A 20223-nucleotide genomic window follows, 5' to 3' on the forward strand; every position below is an offset into this window, starting at 1 on the left:
GAGGTGATTCAGTGTTAAAAACAGAGCGGAAGCAACTTATTTTAGAGGAGTTAAATCAACATCATGTAGTTTCTCTAGAGAAATTAGTTAGTTTGTTAGAAACGTCAGAATCAACGGTTCGAAGAGACTTGGATGAGTTAGAAGCAGAAAATAAGCTTCGTCGCGTACATGGTGGAGCAGAATTGCCTCACTCCTTGCAGGAAGAAGAAACCATTCAAGAAAAATCTGTCAAAAACCTTCAAGAGAAGAAGTTGCTGGCTCAGAAAGCAGTCTCTCTCATCAAGGAACAAGATGTCATCTTTATCGATGCTGGAACAACGACAGCCTTTTTGATTCATGAATTGGTTAATAAAAATGTTACAGTCGTGACCAACTCCATTCACCATGCTGTTCAGTTGGTTGAAAAGCAAATTCCAACTGTCATGGTTGGAGGAAGTGTCAAGATGGCGACAGATGCTAGCATCGGGGGCGTTGCTCTTAACCAGATTAACCAATTGCACTTTGACCGTGCCTTTATCGGGATGAATGGTGTGGACGATGGCTATTATACGACTCCTGATATGGAGGAGGGGGCTGTGAAGCGTGCTATTTTAGAGAATGCCAAACAGACCTATGTCTTGGTGGATTCGTCTAAAATTGGACAAACTTGCTTTGCTAAGGTAGCTCCACTCAAACGAGCTATTGTTATCACAAGTAAAGGGCATGAGCTCTTGCAGGCTATTAAGGAGAAAACGGAGGTAATAGAAGTATGATTTATACAGTCACACTCAATCCATCCATTGACTATATCGTTCGTTTGGACCAAGTCCAAGTCGGTAGTGTCAATCGAATAGATAGTGATGATAAGTTTGCTGGAGGGAAAGGAATCAATGTCAGTCGTGTCTTGAAACGCTTGGATATTCCAAATACAGCGACTGGATTTATCGGAGGTTTTACTGGTAAATTTATCACAGATACTTTGGCTGATGAAGCAATCGAGACACGTTTTGTCCAAGTGGCAGAAGATACTCGTATCAATGTCAAGATCAAAGCAGACCAAGAGACAGAAATCAACGGAACGGGTCCAAATGTCGAACCAGCCCAGTTAGAAGAATTGAAAGCTATTTTATCTAGTTTGACTGCAGAAGATACAGTTGTCTTTGCTGGTTCAAGTGCTAAAAATCTAGGCAATGTTATCTACAAGGATTTGATTGCCTTGACGCGCCAGACGGGTGCGCAAGTGGTTTGTGACTTTGAAGGACAGACCTTGATTGATAGTTTGGAATACCAACCGCTCTTGGTTAAACCAAACAATCATGAACTTGGAGCTATCTTTGGAGTGAAACTCGAAAGTTTAGATGAAATTGAGAAATACGCTCGTGAGTTACTGGCTAAAGGTGCTCAAAACGTGATCGTCTCTATGGCTGGCGACGGTGCCCTTCTGGTAACATCTGGGGGAGCTTACTTCGCTAAACCAATCAAGGGAACCGTGAAAAATTCAGTTGGGGCTGGTGATTCTATGGTCGCTGGATTTACAGGTGAATTTGTCAAATCCAAAGACGCAGTAGAAGCCTTCAAATGGGGAGTAGCTTGTGGAACGGCAACCACCTTCTCAGACGACTTGGCAACGGCGGAATTTATTAAAGAAACATATGAAAAAGTTGAGGTAGAAAAACGATGAAAATTCAAGACCTATTGAGAAAAGATGTTATGTTGCTGGATTTGCAGGCAACTGAAAAAACAGCTGTCATCGAAGAGATGATTAAAAGCTTGACAGACCACGGTTATGTGACAGATTTTGAAACTTTTAAAGAAGGAATTTTGGCGCGTGAAGCTCTGACTTCTACAGGTTTGGGTGACGGAATCGCTATGCCTCACAGCAAAAACGCTGCTGTCAAAGAAGCGACAGTTCTCTTTGCCAAGTCAAACAAGGGTGTTGACTACGAGAGCTTGGATGGACAAGCAACCGACCTCTTCTTTATGATTGCAGCTCCAGAAGGTGCTAATGACACTCACTTGGCTGCCTTGGCAGAATTGTCTCAATACTTGATGAAAGATGGATTTGCTGACAAACTTCGCCAAGCAACATCAGCTGACCAAGTCATTGAGCTTTTTGACCAAGCTTCAGAAAAAACTGAGGAACCTGTTCAAGTACCTACCAATGACTCTGGTGACTTTATCGTTGCTGTTACAGCTTGTACAACAGGTATTGCCCACACTTACATGGCCCAAGAAGCTCTTCAAAAAGTAGCTACTGAAATGGGTGTTGGAATTAAGGTCGAAACCAACGGTGCTAGCGGTGTTGGAAATCAACTAACTGCAGAAGATATCCGCAAGGCTAAAGCTGTTATCATTGCGGCAGACAAGGCCGTTGAAATGGATCGTTTCGATGGCAAACCATTGATCAATCGTCCAGTTGCTGACGGTATCCGCAAGACAGAAGAGTTGATCAACTTGGCTCTTTCTGGAGATGCTGAAGTCTACCGTGCTGCTAATGGAGCCAAAGCCGCAACAACCTCTAACGAAAAACAAAGTCTTGGTGGTGCCTTCTACAAACACTTGATGAGTGGTGTCTCTCAAATGTTGCCATTCGTTATCGGTGGTGGTATCATGATTGCCCTTGCCTTCTTGATTGACGGTGCTTTGGGTGTTCCGAATGAAAACCTTGGTAATCTTGGTTCTTACCATGAGTTAGCTTCTATGTTCATGAAAATTGGTGGTGCAGCCTTTGGATTGATGCTCCCAGTCTTTGCAGGTTATGTTGCCTACTCTATCGCTGAAAAACCAGGTTTGGTAGCAGGTTTCGTGGCTGGTGCTATTGCCAAAGAAGGTTTTGCATTTGGTAAAATTCCTTATGCTGCAGGTGGTGAAGCAACTTCAACTCTTGCAGGTGTCTCATCTGGTTTCCTAGGTGCCCTTGTTGGTGGATTTATTGCAGGTGCTTTGGTTCTTGCTATCAAGAAATACGTTAAAGTTCCTCGTTCACTTGAAGGTGCAAAATCAATCCTTCTCTTGCCACTTCTTGGGACAATCTTGACTGGATTTGTTATGCTAGCTGTTAACATCCCAATGGCAGCAATCAACACTGCTATGAATGACTTCCTAGGCGGTCTTGGAGGCGGTTCAGCTGTCCTTCTTGGTATCGTCCTTGGTGGAATGATGGCTGTTGACATGGGTGGACCAGTTAACAAAGCGGCTTATGTCTTTGGTACAGGTACGCTTGCAGCTACTGTTTCTTCAGGAGGTTCTGTAGCCATGGCAGCAGTTATGGCTGGAGGAATGGTGCCACCACTTGCTATCTTTGTCGCAACACTTCTTTTCAAAGATAAATTTACCAAAGAAGAACGTAACTCTGGTTTGACAAATATCATCATGGGCTTGTCATTCATCACTGAGGGAGCGATTCCATTTGGTGCCGCTGACCCAGCTCGTGCTATCCCAAGCTTCATCCTTGGTTCAGCAGTAGCAGGCGGCCTCGTTGGTCTTACTGGTATCAAACTCATGGCGCCACATGGAGGAATCTTCGTTATCGCGCTTACTTCAAATTCTCTTCTTTACCTCGTTTCTGTCTTGGTAGGAGCAATCGTAAGTGGTGTGGTCTATGGTTACCTACGCAAACCACAAGCATAAAAAATAGAAAAATGAAAAGATTGGACCGTTTGGTGCAGTCTTTTTCTCTTTATGAAGTGCCTGTGAAATATGGTATAATAGAAGAATGGCAAATAAGAATACAAGTAAAACAAGACGGAGACCGTCTAAAGCAGAACTCGAAAGAAAAGAAGCGATTCAACGAATGTTGATTTCGTTGGGAATCGCGCTTTTATTGATTTTCGCAGCCTTCAAATTAGGGGCTGCAGGTATCACCCTTTACAATTTAATTCGCTTGCTGGTGGGTAGCCTAGCTTATCTGGCAATATTTGGTATCCTGCTCTATCTCTTCTTTTTCAAGTGGATACGAAAACAGGAAGGGCTCCTATCTGGCTTTTTCACCATATTTGCAGGTTTGCTCTTGATTTTTGAGGCCTACTTAGTTTGGAAATATGGTTTGGGCAAGTCCGTTCTAAAGGGAACCATGGCTCAGGTTGTGACTGATTTGACTGGTTTTCGAACGACCAGTTTTGCTGGAGGTGGCTTGATTGGGGTTGCTCTTTATATTCCAACTGCCTTTCTCTTTTCAAATATCGGCACTTACTTTATTGGTTCTATCTTGATTTTAGCAGGCGCTCTCCTAATCAGTCCTTGGTCTGTTTACGATATTGCTGAATTTTTCAGTAGAGGATTTGCCAAATGGCGAGAAGGGCATGAGCGTCGAAAAGAGGAACGTTTTGTCAAACAAGAAGAAAAAGCTCGCCAAAAGGCTGAGGAAGAGGCTAGATTAGAACAAGAAGAGGCTGAAAAAGCCTTACTCGATTTGCCTCCTATTGATATGGAAACGGGTGAAATTCTGACTGATGATGTTGTGCTTGACGTTCCACCTGTTCCAGAAGAAGATTGGGTGGAACCAGAAATCATCCTGCCTCAAGCTGAACTTGAATTCCCTGAACAGGAAGATGGCTCTGACGATGAAGATGTTCAGGTCGATTTTTCAGCCAAGGAAGCCCTCGAATACAAACTTCCAAGCTTACAACTCTTTGCTCCAGATAAACCCAAGGATCAGTCTAAAGAGAAGAAAATCGTTCGGGAAAATATCAAAATCCTAGAAGAAACCTTTGCTAGCTTTGGGATTAGGGTGACGGTTGAACGGGCTGAAATTGGGCCATCAGTGACCAAGTATGAAGTCAAACCAGCAGTCGGTGTACGGGTCAACCGCATTTCCAATCTGGCAGACGACCTCGCTCTAGCTTTGGCGGCCAAGGATGTCCGAATCGAAGCACCTATCCCAGGGAAATCCCTAGTCGGAATCGAAGTACCTAACTCTGAGATTGCCACTGTATCTTTCCGCGAACTGTGGGAACAATCTCAAACGAAAGCGGAAAATCTCTTGGAAATTCCTCTAGGGAAGGCTGTTAATGGCACTGCAAGAGCTTTTGACCTTTCTAAAATGCCTCACTTGCTAGTCGCAGGTTCAACGGGTTCAGGGAAGTCAGTAGCTGTTAACGGCATTATCGCTAGCATCCTCATGAAGGCGAGACCTGACCAAGTTAAATTTATGATGGTCGATCCCAAGATGGTTGAGTTGTCTGTTTATAATGACATTCCTCATCTCTTGATCCCAGTTGTGACCAATCCACGTAAGGCTAGCAAGGCCCTGCAAAAGGTTGTGGATGAAATGGAAAACCGTTATGAACTCTTTGCCAAAGTGGGAGTTCGGAATATTGCAGGCTTTAATGCCAAGGTAGAAGAATTCAATGCCCAGTCTGAGTACAAGCAGGTTCCGCTACCACTCATTGTCGTAATTGTAGATGAGTTGGCTGACCTTATGATGGTTGCCAGCAAGGAAGTGGAAGATACTATCATCCGTCTTGGACAGAAGGCGCGTGCTGCAGGTATCCACATGATTCTTGCAACCCAGCGTCCATCCGTTGATGTCATTTCTGGTCTGATCAAGGCCAATGTTCCTTCTCGTGTAGCATTTGCTGTTTCATCAGGAACAGACTCCCGTACGATTTTGGATGAAAATGGAGCTGAAAAACTGCTTGGTCGAGGTGACATGCTCTTTAAACCGATTGATGAAAATCACCCAGTACGTCTTCAAGGCTCTTTTATCTCGGATGACGATGTCGAACGCATCGTAAACTACATCAAGGCTCAGGCAGATGCAGACTACGATGAGAGTTTTGATCCGGGAGAAGTTTCTGAAAATGAAGGAGAATTTTCAGATGGTGATTCTGGTGGAGATCCGCTTTTTGAAGAAGCCAAGGCTTTGGTTATTGAAACACAGAAAGCCAGCGCATCTATGATTCAGCGTCGTTTATCAGTTGGATTTAACCGTGCGACCCGCCTCATGGAAGAGCTTGAGATGGCAGGTGTCATTGGTCCAGCTGAAGGTACCAAACCAAGAAAAGTATTGCAACAATAAATTTCTCTCTTATACGGAAATGTGAACCTGACGTGATTTGAAGAGATTTTTGAAGCGGATTATCTATGATGTATAATTAATTGAATCTAAAATAGTACGAAACGACTTTTAAAGCATGAAATTGATTTGAATTCCTTAATAAATTTGTTCACATTTTATTCAAACACTATATCAATCTGAAACAGGTTTAGAATTTCTTTTAGATATATGCAGACTCCCCTTATAGTTTCTAGTGAATATTTGTTTTTCACTAGAAACTATAAGGGGAGCTTTTGTACTCATGTATGAGATAGATTTCTCTTTTTTGTTTTATTAAACTGCATAGCTCACTTTTCAGTAGGAATCAGCTATTGTATTCGCTAGATGTTAGCTGACATCAATTCACTACTGTTTAAAATTTTGAGAGTTCTGCAGTTTTTGAGTTCAGTTTCTGTTTATTCACCAAAGAAAAATGGTGGGGCGAACCGTTTCAGCTCTTCAAAGCAATGTTGGGCTGCCTCTGCATCTTCACAGATGACAAGGCAGACATCATCACCACAGAGGGTAGCGATAGCGTCAGGGAAACTCAAAGCATCAATGATAGAACCAAATGATTGAGCCAGTCCAGGAAGGGTTTTTAGTAGAACTTGATGTTGAACTGGACGCATCAAGACAAGGGCATCTTCCATGTAGAGTTCGAGACGTTTTTCCCATTTTGAGATAGAACCTGTATTGAGCACGTAGTAAGAGTTATCTTCTTCTCGTACTTTTGAGAGGTTCATACTTTTAATATCCCTCGAAAGTGTAGCTTGTGTAACTTGAATATCATTATCAGCAAGAAGAGCTTGTAGCTCAGCTTGAGTATGAATCTTGTTTTTCGTTACAAGAGCTCGTATGAGTTGATGTCGGTGTTCAGATTTATTCATAATAATTTAACTCCTTTTTTAGTGAGGTATGGTAAGAGTAGACTGTTCAAGATCAACAGTCAAGTGGTAGTTGGTATTGTCACGTATGGTGATTTCAAAGTCAGTAGTATAGAGGACTAAACGAAGAGTATCTCCTTCTTTTAACTTGTAAATAGTAGGTTGTAGTTCAAATTGCACATCCATCCATTCATCTGCAGTAACATCCTCTACTAACAATAAATCATTTCTATTTTGTAAATTGAGGTAACCTTTTGTCACGACTCGTTGTGCATTTGGTCTAAATGGTAATTCACAGATATTTTCCAACATATGGTAGCGTCCGTTATCAATGGTTCTAGCACTTAAAATAGCTGGATAAGGTTGTAGGTATTTCTTCTGTCCAAATTCAAGCAGTTGTGCAGATAAGAGCCCCTTATTTGTACTGGATTTGATACGAAGATTGAGTTGGGCACGACCGTTCAAGTGAAGATCTTTGGTTACAGGAAGGTCAATAGTAATCTGATTGACTTTCCCTTGATAGAGTTCTGTATTGAAGGTCTGGTAGGTTTTACCATAACGCTCAAAATCTTTATCTGAGTACTGGTTTTGAATGACTTTCTCTTCTTGACCAAGTGAGAAGGTTTCAAAGTTTTCTTGCCTACCGAAGTTATCAAGTGATAACCAAGTCTGAGGGGCTGTATTGTCCTGCCAGATAACAGTAGGAAGTTTGAAATCTGTATCTTGTCCCAGTAATTTCTTTGTCAACAAAGCATTCATGGACTCACGGAAGTCAATGGACTGCCAGTTGTTCATGTAAACATGGGCGCCATTATGGAAAAAGAGGTGCTTATTTATATGAGCAGGAAGAGCATGGAACATCTGGTAAACATGAAGTGGTTTGACATTCCAATCCTGTGAACCGTGGGTAAAGACAACCTCTGCTTTTACATTATGGGCATTGAGCAGATAGTTGCGATCATGCCAAAACTGGTTATAGTCGCCGGTCTTGCGATCCAGTTGTTCTTTTACTTTTTCTAAGTCAGCTTGGTGAGCTTCATTGCCACGGATATAGTCGCCAGCCAAGAGATTACGAGAATAGGTTAACTCAGCAAGGGAGTCAAAGTCCTCACCTGGATAGCCACCTGGGCTAGTTACCAGACCGTTTTCACGATAGTAGTTGTACCACGAAGAAATACCAGCCTCGGCAATGATAACCTCTAAACCATCGACACCTGTAGTCGCTAGACCATTGGACATGGTTCCAAGATAGGAAAGTCCAGTTGTGGCTACTTTTCCATTTGACCAGTCAGCCTTGACTTGACGCTGGCGCGTGTGGTCGGTAAAGGCACGGCAACGACCATTGAGCCAGTCGATGACATTTTTATAAGCTTCGATTTGTTGATAGTCTCCGTTAGTCATGAAACCAGTAGAGTCTTTGGTACCAACACCTGACACATAGAGATTAGCAAAACCTCGTGGAAGGAAGTAGTCGTTGAGTGTATAGCTAGAGTGGATGTGACTTAGCTTTTCCTCAGCTTCTGACACAAGCTCAGCTTGGCCTTGAGGTTGGACGAGATTTAGTTGAGGTTCCTCTAACTCGATCTTATGAGCAGGTTTAACCTCAAGCTCGCCCTCCATCTTGTAGAGAGCCTTATCGCTTGCCTTGTCATTTGTTCCCTGATGATAAGGACTGGCTGTCATGATGGCAGGGATTTGCCCCTCATAAGGTGGACGAATAATGCTGACCTTGACTAGGTCTGGTAGCCCTTTTTGGTCAGTATCGACACGAGACTCAACGTAGACCACTTCACGAATGACATCATGGCTAGAAAAAGTTGCCAAACTCTTGCCGTTAAAGTAGTGGTAGTCATTATCCTCCGGAATAAGACCATCACTAACAAGTTGGTCGATAAGAGTATTTCCCTTTTTGGTGCGAGTATTGAGTAACTGATAGAGATTTTCAATCAAGTCACCGTATACAATAGGAAATCCAGTCTCTTTACGAAAAGCTTCACTGTCTTCGAAGTCAACCAAATAAGAAAAGCCTAAAAGTTGAAAAGCAACAGTATAAAAAATATCTGCTGTCAGTTCATCTTCTGATTGAAAAAATGTTAGCAGGTCTGTTTTTTTATCAGCTGCTAGGATGGAAAGTGGGTAGTTGGTGCCTTGATAAGTGAAAAAGAAACGACTTAGAAAAGACTCCAACATCTTTTTATTTGTTGACTCAGATGGAAAATCAAATCCATACTTTTTTAATTCATATAAAATAGTATCTCTTGGAAGTGATAAATAGCTGAATTGATTAAAGCGCATAAAACCTCCTTGTAAAATAATAATTAAGGTTATTATATCAAAAAAATAGGAGAAAGGGAATCATTAAGTGAGAAAGAAATTAATTAAAGAATAATGAATATTATTTATATGAAAAACAGGTACAACTCTATAGTTCAAAACAAGTTATCATAGTGAATAGATTAACTAGATGTGTCTTTCTATTTTAAAAGATATATTCACTTCTTGGGATAAAAAAGTAAAAAAATTACCGGATCATTTGATTCTTTAAATGTATTTTTGCTTTTTTCGTTCAAAAAATTTTACTTTAAGGATAAAATAGAGATAGGAGTCATTGCTTTTGTCTTTCTCTTTTTGAAAATGGTATAATATAGTGAGAAGGATAGAGGAGAAGTGTAAATTGATCGCACAACTAGATACAAAAACAGTCTATAGTTTTATGGAGAGTGTCATTTCAATCACCAAGTATGTGAGAGCAGCTAAAGAATACGGCTATACTCATCTGGCTATGATGGATATTGATAATCTTTATGGTGCTTTTGACTTTCTAGAGGTTACAAAAAAATATGGCATTCATCCTTTATTAGGGCTTGAAATGACTGTATTTGTGGATGCTCAGGAAGTGAATCTGCGCTTTTTAGCTCTATCTAGTGTGGGCTATCAGCAGTTGATGAAACTATCAACAGCCAAGATGCAGGGGGAGAAAAGTTGGTCAGTTCTATCTCAGTATCTAGAGGATATTGCGGTAATTGTGCCTTATTTTGAAGAACTTGAGTTGTTAAATCTAGACTGTGATTACTATATAGGGGTTTACCCAGAAACACTGGTAAGCGAATTTTATCGTCCTATCTTACCTCTCTATCGGGTCAATGCCTTTGAAAGCAGGGATAGAGAAGTTCTACAAGTATTAACAGCGATTAAAGAAAACCTACCGCTCAGAGAAGTCCCTTTGCGCTCGCGACAAGATGTCCTTATATCAGCAAGTTCTTTAGAGAAACTATTCCAAGAACGTTTTCCTCAAGCCTTGGAAAACTTAGAAAAGCTTATTTCAGGCATTTCTTATGATTTGGATACTAGTCTGAAACTGCCTCGTTTTAATCCAGCTAGACCAGCAGTAGAAGAGTTGAGAGAACGAGCTGAACGTGGGCTTGCTCAGAAGGGGTTAACTGGTAAAGAATATCAAGACCGTCTAGACCAAGAATTGGCTGTTATTCATGATATGGGCTTTGATGATTATTTCTTGGTTGTCTGGGACTTGTTGCGTTTTGGACGTTCGAATGGCTATTATATGGGAATGGGACGGGGTTCTGCAGTTGGTAGCTTGGTTTCCTATGCTTTAGACATTACAGGGATTGACCCAGTAGAGAAAAATCTGATTTTTGAACGTTTCCTCAATCGTGAACGCTATACCATGCCTGATATTGATATTGATATTCCTGATATTTATCGTCCAGATTTTATCAGGTATGTTGGCAATAAATATGGCAGTAAACATGCTGCTCAAATCGTTACTTTTTCAACCTTTGGAGCCAAGCAAGCTCTACGAGATGTATTGAAACGCTTTGGTGTGCCAGAGTATGAATTGTCTGCAATTACCAAGAAAATCAGTTTTCGTGACAATCTCAAGTCGGCTTATGAGGGTAACCTCCAGTTTCGTCAGCAAATTAATAGTAAGTTAGAATACCAAAAAGCCTTTGAGATTGCTTGCAAGATAGAGGGCTATCCAAGACAAACCTCTGTCCATGCGGCTGGTGTTGTAATCAGTGACCAAGACTTGACCAACTACATTCCTCTAAAGCATGGTGATGAAATTCCACTGACTCAGTATGATGCTCATGGAGTTGAAGCTAGTGGACTTTTAAAGATGGATTTTCTGGGACTAAGAAATTTGACCTTTGTCCAGAAAATGCAAGAGTTGCTTGCTGAATCAGAAGGTATTCATCTGAAAATAGAAGAAATTGATTTGGAAGACAAAGAAACGCTAGCTCTTTTTGCTTCTGGCAATACAAAAGGTATCTTTCAATTTGAGCAACCTGGTGCCATTCGCTTGCTCAAACGTGTTCAACCAGTCTGTTTTGAAGATGTCGTAGCGACTACTTCCCTAAATAGGCCAGGTGCTAGTGACTACATCAATAATTTTGTGGCAAGAAAACATGGGCAGGAAGAAGTGACTGTTCTGGATCCAGTACTGGAGGATATTTTGTCTCCAACCTACGGCATTATGCTCTATCAGGAGCAGGTTATGCAGGTTGCTCAGCGATTTGCTGGATTTAGTCTTGGGAAAGCCGATATTTTGCGCCGAGCTATGGGGAAAAAGGATGCCTCTGCCATGCATGAGATGAGGGCTTCTTTTATTCAAGGTTCATTAGAAGCTGGACATACTGCGGAAAAGGCAGAGCAGGTCTTTGATGTCATGGAGAAGTTTGCAGGTTATGGTTTTAACAGGTCACATGCCTATGCCTACTCAGCCTTGGCCTTTCAGTTGGCTTATTTCAAAACGCATTATCCAGCCATTTTTTATCAGGTCATGTTGAATTCCGCCAACAGTGATTACTTAACAGATGCCTTAGAAGCAGGCTTTGAAGTAGCGCCTCTGTCCATCAACACCATTCCCTATCACGATAAAATTGCCAACAAGGCCATCTATCTAGGATTGAAATCGATTAAGGGAGTCAGCAATGATCTGGCACTTTGGCTTCTTGAAAACAGACCCTATTCTAACATTGAAGATTTTATAGCTAAATTACCTGAAAATTATTTGAAACTTCCTCTGCTAGAACCTTTGGTAAAAGTTGGTCTTTTCGATTTATTTGAAAAAAATCGTCAAAAAGTATTCAATAATTTAGTTAATCTATTTGAATTTGTAAAAGAGTTAGGAAGTTTGTTCGGGGATACAATTTATAGCTGGCAGGAATCGGAAGATTGGACGGAACAAGAAAAATTCTATATGGAACAAGAACTTTTAGGGATAGGTGTCAGTAAGCATCCCCTACAAGCTATTGCAAGTAAGGCTATTTACCCGATTACCCCAATTGGGAATTTGTCAGAAAATAGCTACGCTATTATTTTGGTTGAAGTTCAGAAAATAAAAGTAATTCGTACCAAAAAGGGCGAAAACATGGCTTTCTTACAGGTAGATGACAGTAAGAAAAAATTGGATGTTACTCTCTTTTCAGACTTATATCGACAGGTTGGGCAGGAAATAAAAGAGGGAGCCTTCTACTATATAAAAGGAAAAATCCAGTCACGTGATGGCCGTTTGCAAATGATTGCACAAGAAATAAGAGAAGCAGTTGCTGAACGCTTTTGGATACAGGTGAAGAATCATGATTCGGATCAAGAAATTTCACGTATTTTAGACCAATATAAAGGCCCAATCCCAGTCATCATCAGGTATGAAGAGGAACAGAAAACAATCGTTTCTCCCCATCATTTTGTAGCTAAATCCAATGAATTAGAAGCGAAATTGAATGAAATGGTTATGAAAACGATTTATCGCTAAAAATACGGAAAATAGAAGAATTTTAAAATCAAATGTGGTATAATCAATAAGAATGTTAAAAGAAAAAGGAGCATAACCAAAATGAAACGTATTGCTGTTTTGACTAGTGGTGGAGACGCCCCTGGTATGAACGCTGCTATCCGCGCAGTTGTTCGTCAAGCAATTTCAGAAGGAATGGAAGTTTTTGGTATCTATGATGGATATGCTGGTATGGTTGCTGGTGAAATTCATCCCCTAGATGCAGCTTCAGTAGGAGACATCATTTCTCGTGGTGGTACTTTCCTTCACTCAGCTCGCTATCCAGAGTTCGCTCAACTTGAAGGGCAACTTAAAGGGATTGAGCAATTGAAAAAACACGGGATTGAAGGTGTAGTTGTTATCGGTGGTGACGGATCTTACCACGGCGCTATGCGTTTGACTGAACATGGCTTCCCAGCTATCGGTCTTCCAGGTACAATCGATAACGATATCGTTGGTACTGACTTTACAATCGGTTTTGACACAGCGGTTACAACTGCTATGGATGCTATCGATAAGATTCGTGATACATCATCAAGTCACCGTCGTACTTTTGTTATTGAAGTTATGGGACGTAACGCTGGTGATATCGCTCTTTGGGCTGGTATTGCAACTGGTGCTGATGAAATCATCATTCCTGAAGAAGGATTCAAGATTGAAGATATCGTAGAAAGCATTAAATGTGGTTATGAGTGTGGTAAAAAACACAACATCATCGTCTTGGCAGAAGGTGTGATGTCAGCAGCTGAATTTGGTAAAAAACTAAAAGAAGCTGGGGATACAAGCGACCTTCGTGTGACAGAACTTGGACATATTCAACGTGGTGGTTCTCCAACTGCGCGTGACCGTGTATTGGCGTCACGTATGGGTGCGCATGCTGTTAAACTTCTTAAAGAAGGTATCGGTGGTGTTGCGGTTGGTATCCGTAACGAGAAAATGGTTGAAAACCCAATTCTTGGAACTGCAGAAGAAGGAGCATTGTTTAGCCTTACTGCAGAAGGTAAGATTGTGGTTAACAACCCACACAAAGCCGACATTGAGCTATCTAGCTTGAATAAGAGCTTGTCATAATTTACAATTTAGTTAATAAGACCAAAAAGGTCATATATATAAAGGAGTCACAAAAATCATGAACAAACGTGTAAAAATCGTTGCAACTTTGGGTCCTGCGGTAGAAATCCGTGGTGGTAAAAAATTCGGTGAGGACGGATACTGGGGTGAAAAACTTGATGTTGAAGCTTCAGCTAAAAACATTGCTAAATTGATTGAAGCTGGTGCTAACACATTCCGTTTCAACTTCTCACACGGTGACCACCAAGAACAAGGTGAGCGTATGGCAACTGTTAAACTTGCAGAAAAACTTGCAGGTAAAAAAGTTGGTTTCCTTCTTGATACAAAAGGACCAGAAATCCGTACAGAATTGTTCGAAGGTGAAGCTAAAGAGTATTCATACAAAACTGGTGAGAAAATCCGTGTTGCAACTAAACAAGGAATCAAATCAACTCGTGAAGTGATTGCATTGAACGTTGCTGGTGCTCTTGATATCTATGATGATGTTGAAGTTGGTCGTCAAGTTTTGGTTGACGATGGTAAACTTGGTCTTCGTGTGGTTGCTAAAGATGATGCAACTCGTGAATTTGAAGTTGAAGTTGAAAACGATGGTATCATCGCTAAACAAAAAGGTGTGAACATTCCTAACACTAAAATTCCTTTCCCAGCTCTTGCTGAACGTGATAACGACGATATCCGTTTCGGTCTTGAACAAGGTATCAACTTCATCGCTATTTCATTCGTACGTACTGCAAAAGACGTGAACGAAGTTCGTGCAATCTGTGAAGAAACTGGAAACGGACATGTTCAATTGTTCGCTAAAATCGAAAACCAACAAGGTATCGATAACTTGGATGAAATCATCGAAGCTGCTGATGGTATCATGATCGCTCGTGGTGACATGGGTATCGAAGTACCATTCGAAATGGTTCCAGTTTACCAAAAAATGATCATCACTAAAGTCAATGCTGCAGGTAAAGTTGTTATCACTGCAACAAACATGCTTGAAACAATGACTGAAAAACCACGTGCAACTCGTTCAGAAGTATCAGACGTATTTAACGCTGTTATCGACGGAACTGACGCTACAATGCTTTCAGGTGAGTCTGCAAACGGTAAATACCCACTTGAGTCAGTAGCTACAATGGCTACAATCGATAAGAACGCTCAAACTCTTCTTAACGAATACGGACGTTTGAACTCAGATTCATTCGAACGTAACTCTAAGACAGAAGTAATGGCTTCAGCTGTTAAAGATGCTACTAACTCAATGGACATTAAATTGGTTGTAACTCTTACTAAGACAGGTCACACTGCACGTTTGATCTCTAAATATCGTCCAAATGCTGATATCTTGGCATTGACATTCGACGAATTGACAGAACGTGGTTTGATGTTGAACTGGGGTGTTATCCCAATGTTGACAGATGCTCCATCATCAACTGATGATATGTTTGAAATTGCTGAACGTAAAGCAGTTGAAGCAGGTCTTGTAGAATCTGGTGACGATATCGTTATTGTTGCTGGTGTACCAGTTGGAGAAGCTGTTCGTACAAACACAATGCGTATCCGTACAGTACGTTAATTAATAGAAAAATAGCCTATCGTATCAAGCTGTCTAGCCTGTATGATGGGCTTTTTTGTATATGGGAAAAGTTTTCTACTTTTGATTTAATGCAACTGTAGCTAAAGAGTAAATCGTTGCTTGTTCCATACTTTTTGTGATGTGAGTATAAATCTGATTGGTAGTCTTTTTGTCTTCATGCCCAAGCCATGACATGATAGCTTTTAAAGGGATGTTGTTTTTTTGAACGAAAATTTCATAAAATGTTTAGTTCTTATAGTGGATTACAACTAGAATAGTACGCCGAGGCTGCTAAAACATTTCTAGAAATTAATTTGTTCATATTTTATTTCAATCTACTATAATATAGATAAAAAACAACTCCCTGATGATCAAGGAGTTGTCTATGGCTAAATTAGTTTTTAGAAGCTTCTTGGAATTCTGGGTTTTTCCATGCTTCGTCAATGATAGCTTGCAATTCTTTAGCAGATGCTTGCATTTTTTGAGTTTCTGCGTCGTTCAATGGGATATTTACTGGACGAACGATACCATGTGCACCAACAACAGCTGGTTGACCGATAAAGACATTCTTAACTCCGTATTGACCTTCTTGGAATACTGAAAGTGGAAGTACTGCGTTTTCGTCGTCCAGGATTGCTTTAGTGATACGAGCAAGGGCTACTGCGATACCGTAGTATGTTGCACCTTTTTTGTTGATGATTGTGTAGGCTGCATCACGAACACCTTCGAACAATTCAATCAATTCAGCTTCTTGAACATTTTGAGTGTCTTTAAGGAATTCTTCAAGGTTTACACCAGCGATGTTAGCATGTGACCAAACAGCGAACTCAGAGTCACCGTGTTCACCCATGATGTAGGCGTGAACTGAACGAGCATCTACATCCAATTTTTCAGCAAGTGCTTGACGGAAACGAGCTGAGTCAAGTGAAGTACCTGAACCGATAACGCGTTCTTTAGGGAAACCAGAGAATTTCCAAGTTGAGTAAGTCAAAACGTCAACTGGGTTAGCAGCAACAAGGAAGATACCTTTGAAACCTGATTCAACAACTTGAGTTACGATTGATTTGTTGATAGCAAGGTTTTTACCTACAAGGTCAAGACGAGTTTCACCTGGTTTTTGAGGAGCACCTGCAGTGATTACAACAAGGTCAGCGTCTGCACAGTCAGAGTATTGAGCTGCATAGATTTTTTTAGGTGAAGTGAAGGCAAGGGCGTGACTAAGGTCAAGCGCGTCACCAACAGCTTTTTCATGCAATTGTGGAATTTCGATAATTCCAAGCTCTTGTGCAATTCCTTGGTTAACAAGTGCAAAAGCGTAAGATGAACCTACAGCACCATCTCCGACAAGGATAACTTTTTTGTGTTGTTTAGTTGAAGTCATTGTTCTAAACATCTCCTTAATTTTATTCAGGGATTTCCCCAGTTATTTTAATTCTATCACTTTTAAAAAGCTTTGTCACGAATATGCCTTGGAGTTCTTGATGTAAACGTTTTAGCTAATTTGGATACCTGAAATATGGCGGACATTATGGTATAATATTATTAATTACTAATAGTGAAATGAGGCATTTATTAATGCAGGATAGAAATTTAGTGAATGTCAATCTGACAAAGGAGATGAAGACGAGCTTTATCGATTACGCCATGAGTGTTATCGTAGCGCGGGCTCTTCCTGATGTTCGAGATGGCTTGAAACCTGTTCACCGTCGGATTCTCTATGGAATGAATGAATTGGGTGTTACTCCAGACAAACCCCATAAAAAATCTGCTCGTATTACAGGGGACGTCATGGGTAAATACCACCCACACGGGGATTCCTCTATCTATGAAGCAATGGTCCGCATGGCTCAATGGTGGAGCTACCGTTACATGCTTGTAGATGGGCATGGAAACTTTGGTTCCATGGATGGAGATGGTGCTGCCGCCCAGCGTTACACTGAGGCACGTATGAGCAAGATTGCTCTAGAGATGCTTCGTGATATCAATAAAAATACAGTTGATTTCGTCGATAACTATGATGCAAATGAACGTGAACCCTTAGTCTTGCCAGCGCGCTTTCCAAACATTTTGGTTAATGGAGCAACTGGTATTGCTGTTGGGATGGCAACCAATATTCCGCCTCATAACTTGGGAGAAACCATTGATGCGGTGAAGTTGGTCATGGACAATCCTGAAGTGACTACCAAGGACTTGATGGAAGTCTTGCCTGGGCCAGATTTTCCAACTGGTGCTCTCGTTATGGGGAAATCAGGCATTCATAAGGCTTATGAAACAGGTAAAGGTTCTATTGTCCTTCGTTCTCGTACTGAAATTGAAGAAACTAAGACTGGCCGTGAGCGCATCGTTGTAACGGAATTTCCTTACATGGTCAATAAAACCAAGGTGCATGAGCATATTGTTCGTTTGGTTCAGGAAAAACGTATTGAGGGCATCACAGCAGTTCGTGATGAATCAAACCGTGAAGGTGTTCGATTTGTTATCGAAGTTAAGCGCGATGCCTCAGCCAATGTTATCCTCAATAACCTCTTCAAGATGACCCAGATGCAAACCAACTTTGGTTTCAATATGCTTGCTATCCAAAATGGTGTACCGAAGATTTTGTCCCTTCGTCAGATTTTGGATGCTTATATCGAGCACCAAAAAGAAGTGGTCGTTCGTCGTACTCGTTTTGATAAGGAAAAAGCGGAAGCGCGTGCGCATATCTTAGAAGGTCTCTTGATTGCGCTAGACCATATCGACGAAGTGATTCGTATCATCCGTGCTAGTGAAACAGATGCGGAAGCACAAGCTGAGTTGATGAGTAAGTTTAAGCTTTCTGAACGTCAAAGTCAGGCTATTCTAGATATGCGTCTTCGTCGTTTGACAGGTTTGGAACGCGATAAGATTCAGTCTGAGTATGATGACCTCTTGGCTCTGATTGCGGATTTAGCAGATATTCTTGCTAAACCAGAACGTGTTTCTCAAATCATCAAAGAAGAATTGGATGAAGTTAAGCGTAAGTTTGGCGACCAACGTCGTACAGAGTTGATGGTCGGTGAAGTATTGAGTCTTGAAGATGAGGATTTGATTGAAGAATCGGATGTCTTGATTACGCTTTCTAATAAGGGATACATCAAACGTCTGGACCAAGCTGAATTTACTGCTCAAAAACGTGGTGGCCGCGGTGTTCAAGGTACAGGTGTTAAGGATGACGATTTTGTTCGTGAGTTAGTGTCGACTAGCACCCATGATCACCTGCTCTTCTTCACAAATAAAGGACGCGTCTATCGCCTGAAAGGATATGAAATTCCTGAGTATGGTCGGACGGCCAAAGGACTACCAGTAGTTAATCTCTTGAAATTGGATGAAGGCGAAAGTATTCAGACGATTATCAATGTTGAGTCTGAACGCAGTGATGATGCTTATCTCTTCTTTACAACCCGTCATGGTATTGTGAAGAGAACAAGTGTTAAGGAATTTGCTAACATTCGTCAGAATGGTCTCAAGGCTTTGACCCTCAAGGATGAAGATGAGTTGATTAATGTCTTGTTGACGGAAGAAGATACGGATATTATCATTGGTACCAAGTTTGGGTATGCAGTTCGCTTTAATCAATCAGCCGTTCGCGGCATGAGTCGTATCGCCACAGGTGTGAAAGGTGTTAATCTCCGTGAGGGAGACACAGTAGTTGGTGCTAGCGTAATTACTGATCAAGACGAGGTTCTTATCATCACAGAAAAAGGATATGGTAAGCGTACAGTCGCGACTGAATATCCAACAAAAGGTCGTGGTGGTAAAGGGATGAAGACGGCTAATGTGGCTGAAAAAAATGGTCCTCTATCAGGTCTCTTGACTGTGAAAGGTGATGAAGACTTGATGATTATCACTGATACAGGTGTCATGATTCGAACCAATGTTGCCAATATTTCACAAACAGGACGCTCAACTATGGGAGTTAAAGTAATGCGTCTGGATCAAGATGCTAAAATTGTGACCTTTACAACGGTTGCAGCGGCAGAAAAAGAAGAAGTTGGGACAGAAAACGAAACAGAAGGTGAAGCATAATGTCTCAAAAAAATAATAAGAAGAAAAACAAACGAAAAAATCTACTGACAAATATCCTAGCAGGATTTCTGATACTACTATCAATTGCTTTGATTTTTAATGCTAAAATTCGTGATATTTTCATAGTTTGGAATACCAATAAGTACCAAGTTAGTCAGGTATCAAAAGAAAAAATAGAAGAAAATCAGGATACAGAAGGAAATTTTGATTTTGATTCTGTCAATGCTATCTCTTCTGAAGCGGTTCTAGCTTCTCAATGGGATGCTCAAAAATTACCAGTTATCGGCGGAATTGCAGTTCCTGAATTAGAAATGAATCTGCCAATTTTTAAAGGTCTTGATAATGTCAATCTCTTCTATGGTGCTGGTACGATGAAACGCGATCAAGTGATGGGGAAAGGAAATTATAGTCTAGCTAGTCATCATATTTTTGGTGTCAATAATGCTAATAAAATGTTATTTTCTCCTTTGGATAACGCTAAAAATGGTATGAAGATTTATCTAACCGATAAGGATAAAGTTTATACTTATGAAATACGTGAAGTCAAACGTGTTACACCGGATCGTGTTGATGAAGTTGATGATAGAGATGGGGTAAATGAGATTACATTAGTAACCTGTGAAGACCTTGCTGCTACAGAACGTATTATTGTAAAAGGCGATTTGAAAGAAACAAAAGATTATTCACAAACATCTGATGAAATCCTAACAGCTTTCAATCAACCATATAAACAATTTTATTAATACAAATCAGTGAAATCCTGGATTTCACTGATTTTTTAAGCTTTTCATAAGAATAAACTTTTATGAAATACAGAAAACGCTTCCTTAATTTTAACGTTTGTGATATA

The 20223-nt window shown here is 40.8% G+C and carries 12 protein-coding genes; 9 read left to right on the top strand and 3 right to left on the bottom strand.

Going from position 1 to position 20223, the window contains the following annotated elements; genetic code table 11:
- Positions 1-11: 11 nt before the first annotated feature.
- From CYK16_RS03715 to CYK16_RS03730, 4 genes are all read left to right on the top strand, one after another.
- Positions 12-752 (top strand): DeoR/GlpR family DNA-binding transcription regulator, encoded by a 741-nt coding sequence (locus CYK16_RS03715; RefSeq protein ID WP_060805579.1) that lies wholly within the window; start codon positions 12-14, stop codon positions 750-752.
- The gene (gene pfkB / locus CYK16_RS03720) at positions 749-1660 is read left to right on the top strand and encodes a 1-phosphofructokinase (protein WP_101776656.1); all 912 of its coding nucleotides are present in this window, start codon (positions 749-751) and stop codon (positions 1658-1660) included. Before CYK16_RS03715 ends, pfkB begins: the two co-directional genes overlap by 4 nt.
- On the top strand, positions 1657-3609 hold the full coding sequence (locus CYK16_RS03725) for a fructose-specific PTS transporter subunit EIIC (RefSeq protein ID WP_060805577.1): 1953 nt from the start codon (positions 1657-1659) through the stop codon (positions 3607-3609). The genes pfkB and CYK16_RS03725 overlap by 4 nt, the downstream gene beginning before the upstream one ends.
- Positions 3610-3694: 85 nt before the next feature.
- Positions 3695-5998: a DNA translocase FtsK gene (locus CYK16_RS03730; RefSeq protein ID WP_081094027.1), complete on the top strand. Its 2304-nt coding sequence runs from the start codon at positions 3695-3697 to the stop codon at positions 5996-5998.
- Between the two features lie 434 nt (positions 5999-6432).
- Here the strand turns inward: CYK16_RS03730 and CYK16_RS03735 are convergent, their stop codons facing one another.
- Complete coding sequence (locus tag CYK16_RS03735) at positions 6433-6903, bottom strand: arginine repressor (RefSeq protein WP_033677026.1); 471 nt, start codon at positions 6901-6903, stop codon at positions 6433-6435.
- Positions 6904-6921: 18 nt separating this feature from the next.
- Positions 6922-9195 carry a Xaa-Pro dipeptidyl-peptidase gene (locus CYK16_RS03740; RefSeq protein WP_101776657.1) on the bottom strand — a complete coding sequence of 758 codons (2274 nt, stop codon included), beginning with the start codon at positions 9193-9195 and terminating at the stop codon, positions 6922-6924.
- A 379-nt stretch (positions 9196-9574) separates the two neighbouring features.
- On the opposite strand from CYK16_RS03740, the gene CYK16_RS03745 reads away from it, so the two are divergent.
- The 3 genes from CYK16_RS03745 to pyk all read left to right on the top strand — a co-directional run bounded on the left by CYK16_RS03745 (position 9575) and on the right by pyk (position 15329).
- Positions 9575-12676 (top strand): DNA polymerase III subunit alpha, encoded by a 3102-nt coding sequence (locus tag CYK16_RS03745; RefSeq protein ID WP_180948739.1) that lies wholly within the window; start codon positions 9575-9577, stop codon positions 12674-12676.
- A gap of 81 nt (positions 12677-12757) precedes the next feature.
- Positions 12758-13765 carry a 6-phosphofructokinase gene (gene pfkA / locus CYK16_RS03750; protein WP_000820862.1) on the top strand — a complete coding sequence of 336 codons (1008 nt, stop codon included), beginning with the start codon at positions 12758-12760 and terminating at the stop codon, positions 13763-13765.
- Positions 13766-13823: 58 nt separating this feature from the next.
- Complete coding sequence (gene pyk, locus CYK16_RS03755; RefSeq protein ID WP_060805573.1) at positions 13824-15329, top strand: pyruvate kinase; 1506 nt, start codon at positions 13824-13826, stop codon at positions 15327-15329.
- A 394-nt stretch (positions 15330-15723) separates the two neighbouring features.
- Here pyk and CYK16_RS03760 read toward each other — a convergent pair whose 3' ends face one another.
- Entirely contained in the window at positions 15724-16710 is a 987-nt protein-coding gene (locus CYK16_RS03760) for an L-lactate dehydrogenase (protein ID WP_023942623.1), read from the bottom strand.
- Positions 16711-16904: 194 nt separating this feature from the next.
- Here CYK16_RS03760 and gyrA point away from each other — a divergent pair, with 194 nt between their 5' ends.
- Positions 16905-19373: a DNA gyrase subunit A gene (gene gyrA / locus CYK16_RS03765; RefSeq protein ID WP_023942621.1), complete on the top strand. Its 2469-nt coding sequence runs from the start codon at positions 16905-16907 to the stop codon at positions 19371-19373.
- A complete protein-coding gene (gene srtA / locus CYK16_RS03770) occupies positions 19373-20116 on the top strand; it encodes a sortase SrtA (RefSeq protein WP_023942619.1) in 744 nt (247 codons plus the stop codon). Before gyrA ends, srtA begins: the two co-directional genes overlap by 1 nt.
- The last annotated feature ends 107 nt before the right edge of the window (positions 20117-20223 follow it).

Source organism: Streptococcus oralis subsp. dentisani (genome assembly GCF_002860905.1).
Lineage (GTDB): Bacteria > Bacillota > Bacilli > Lactobacillales > Streptococcaceae > Streptococcus > Streptococcus oralis_BA.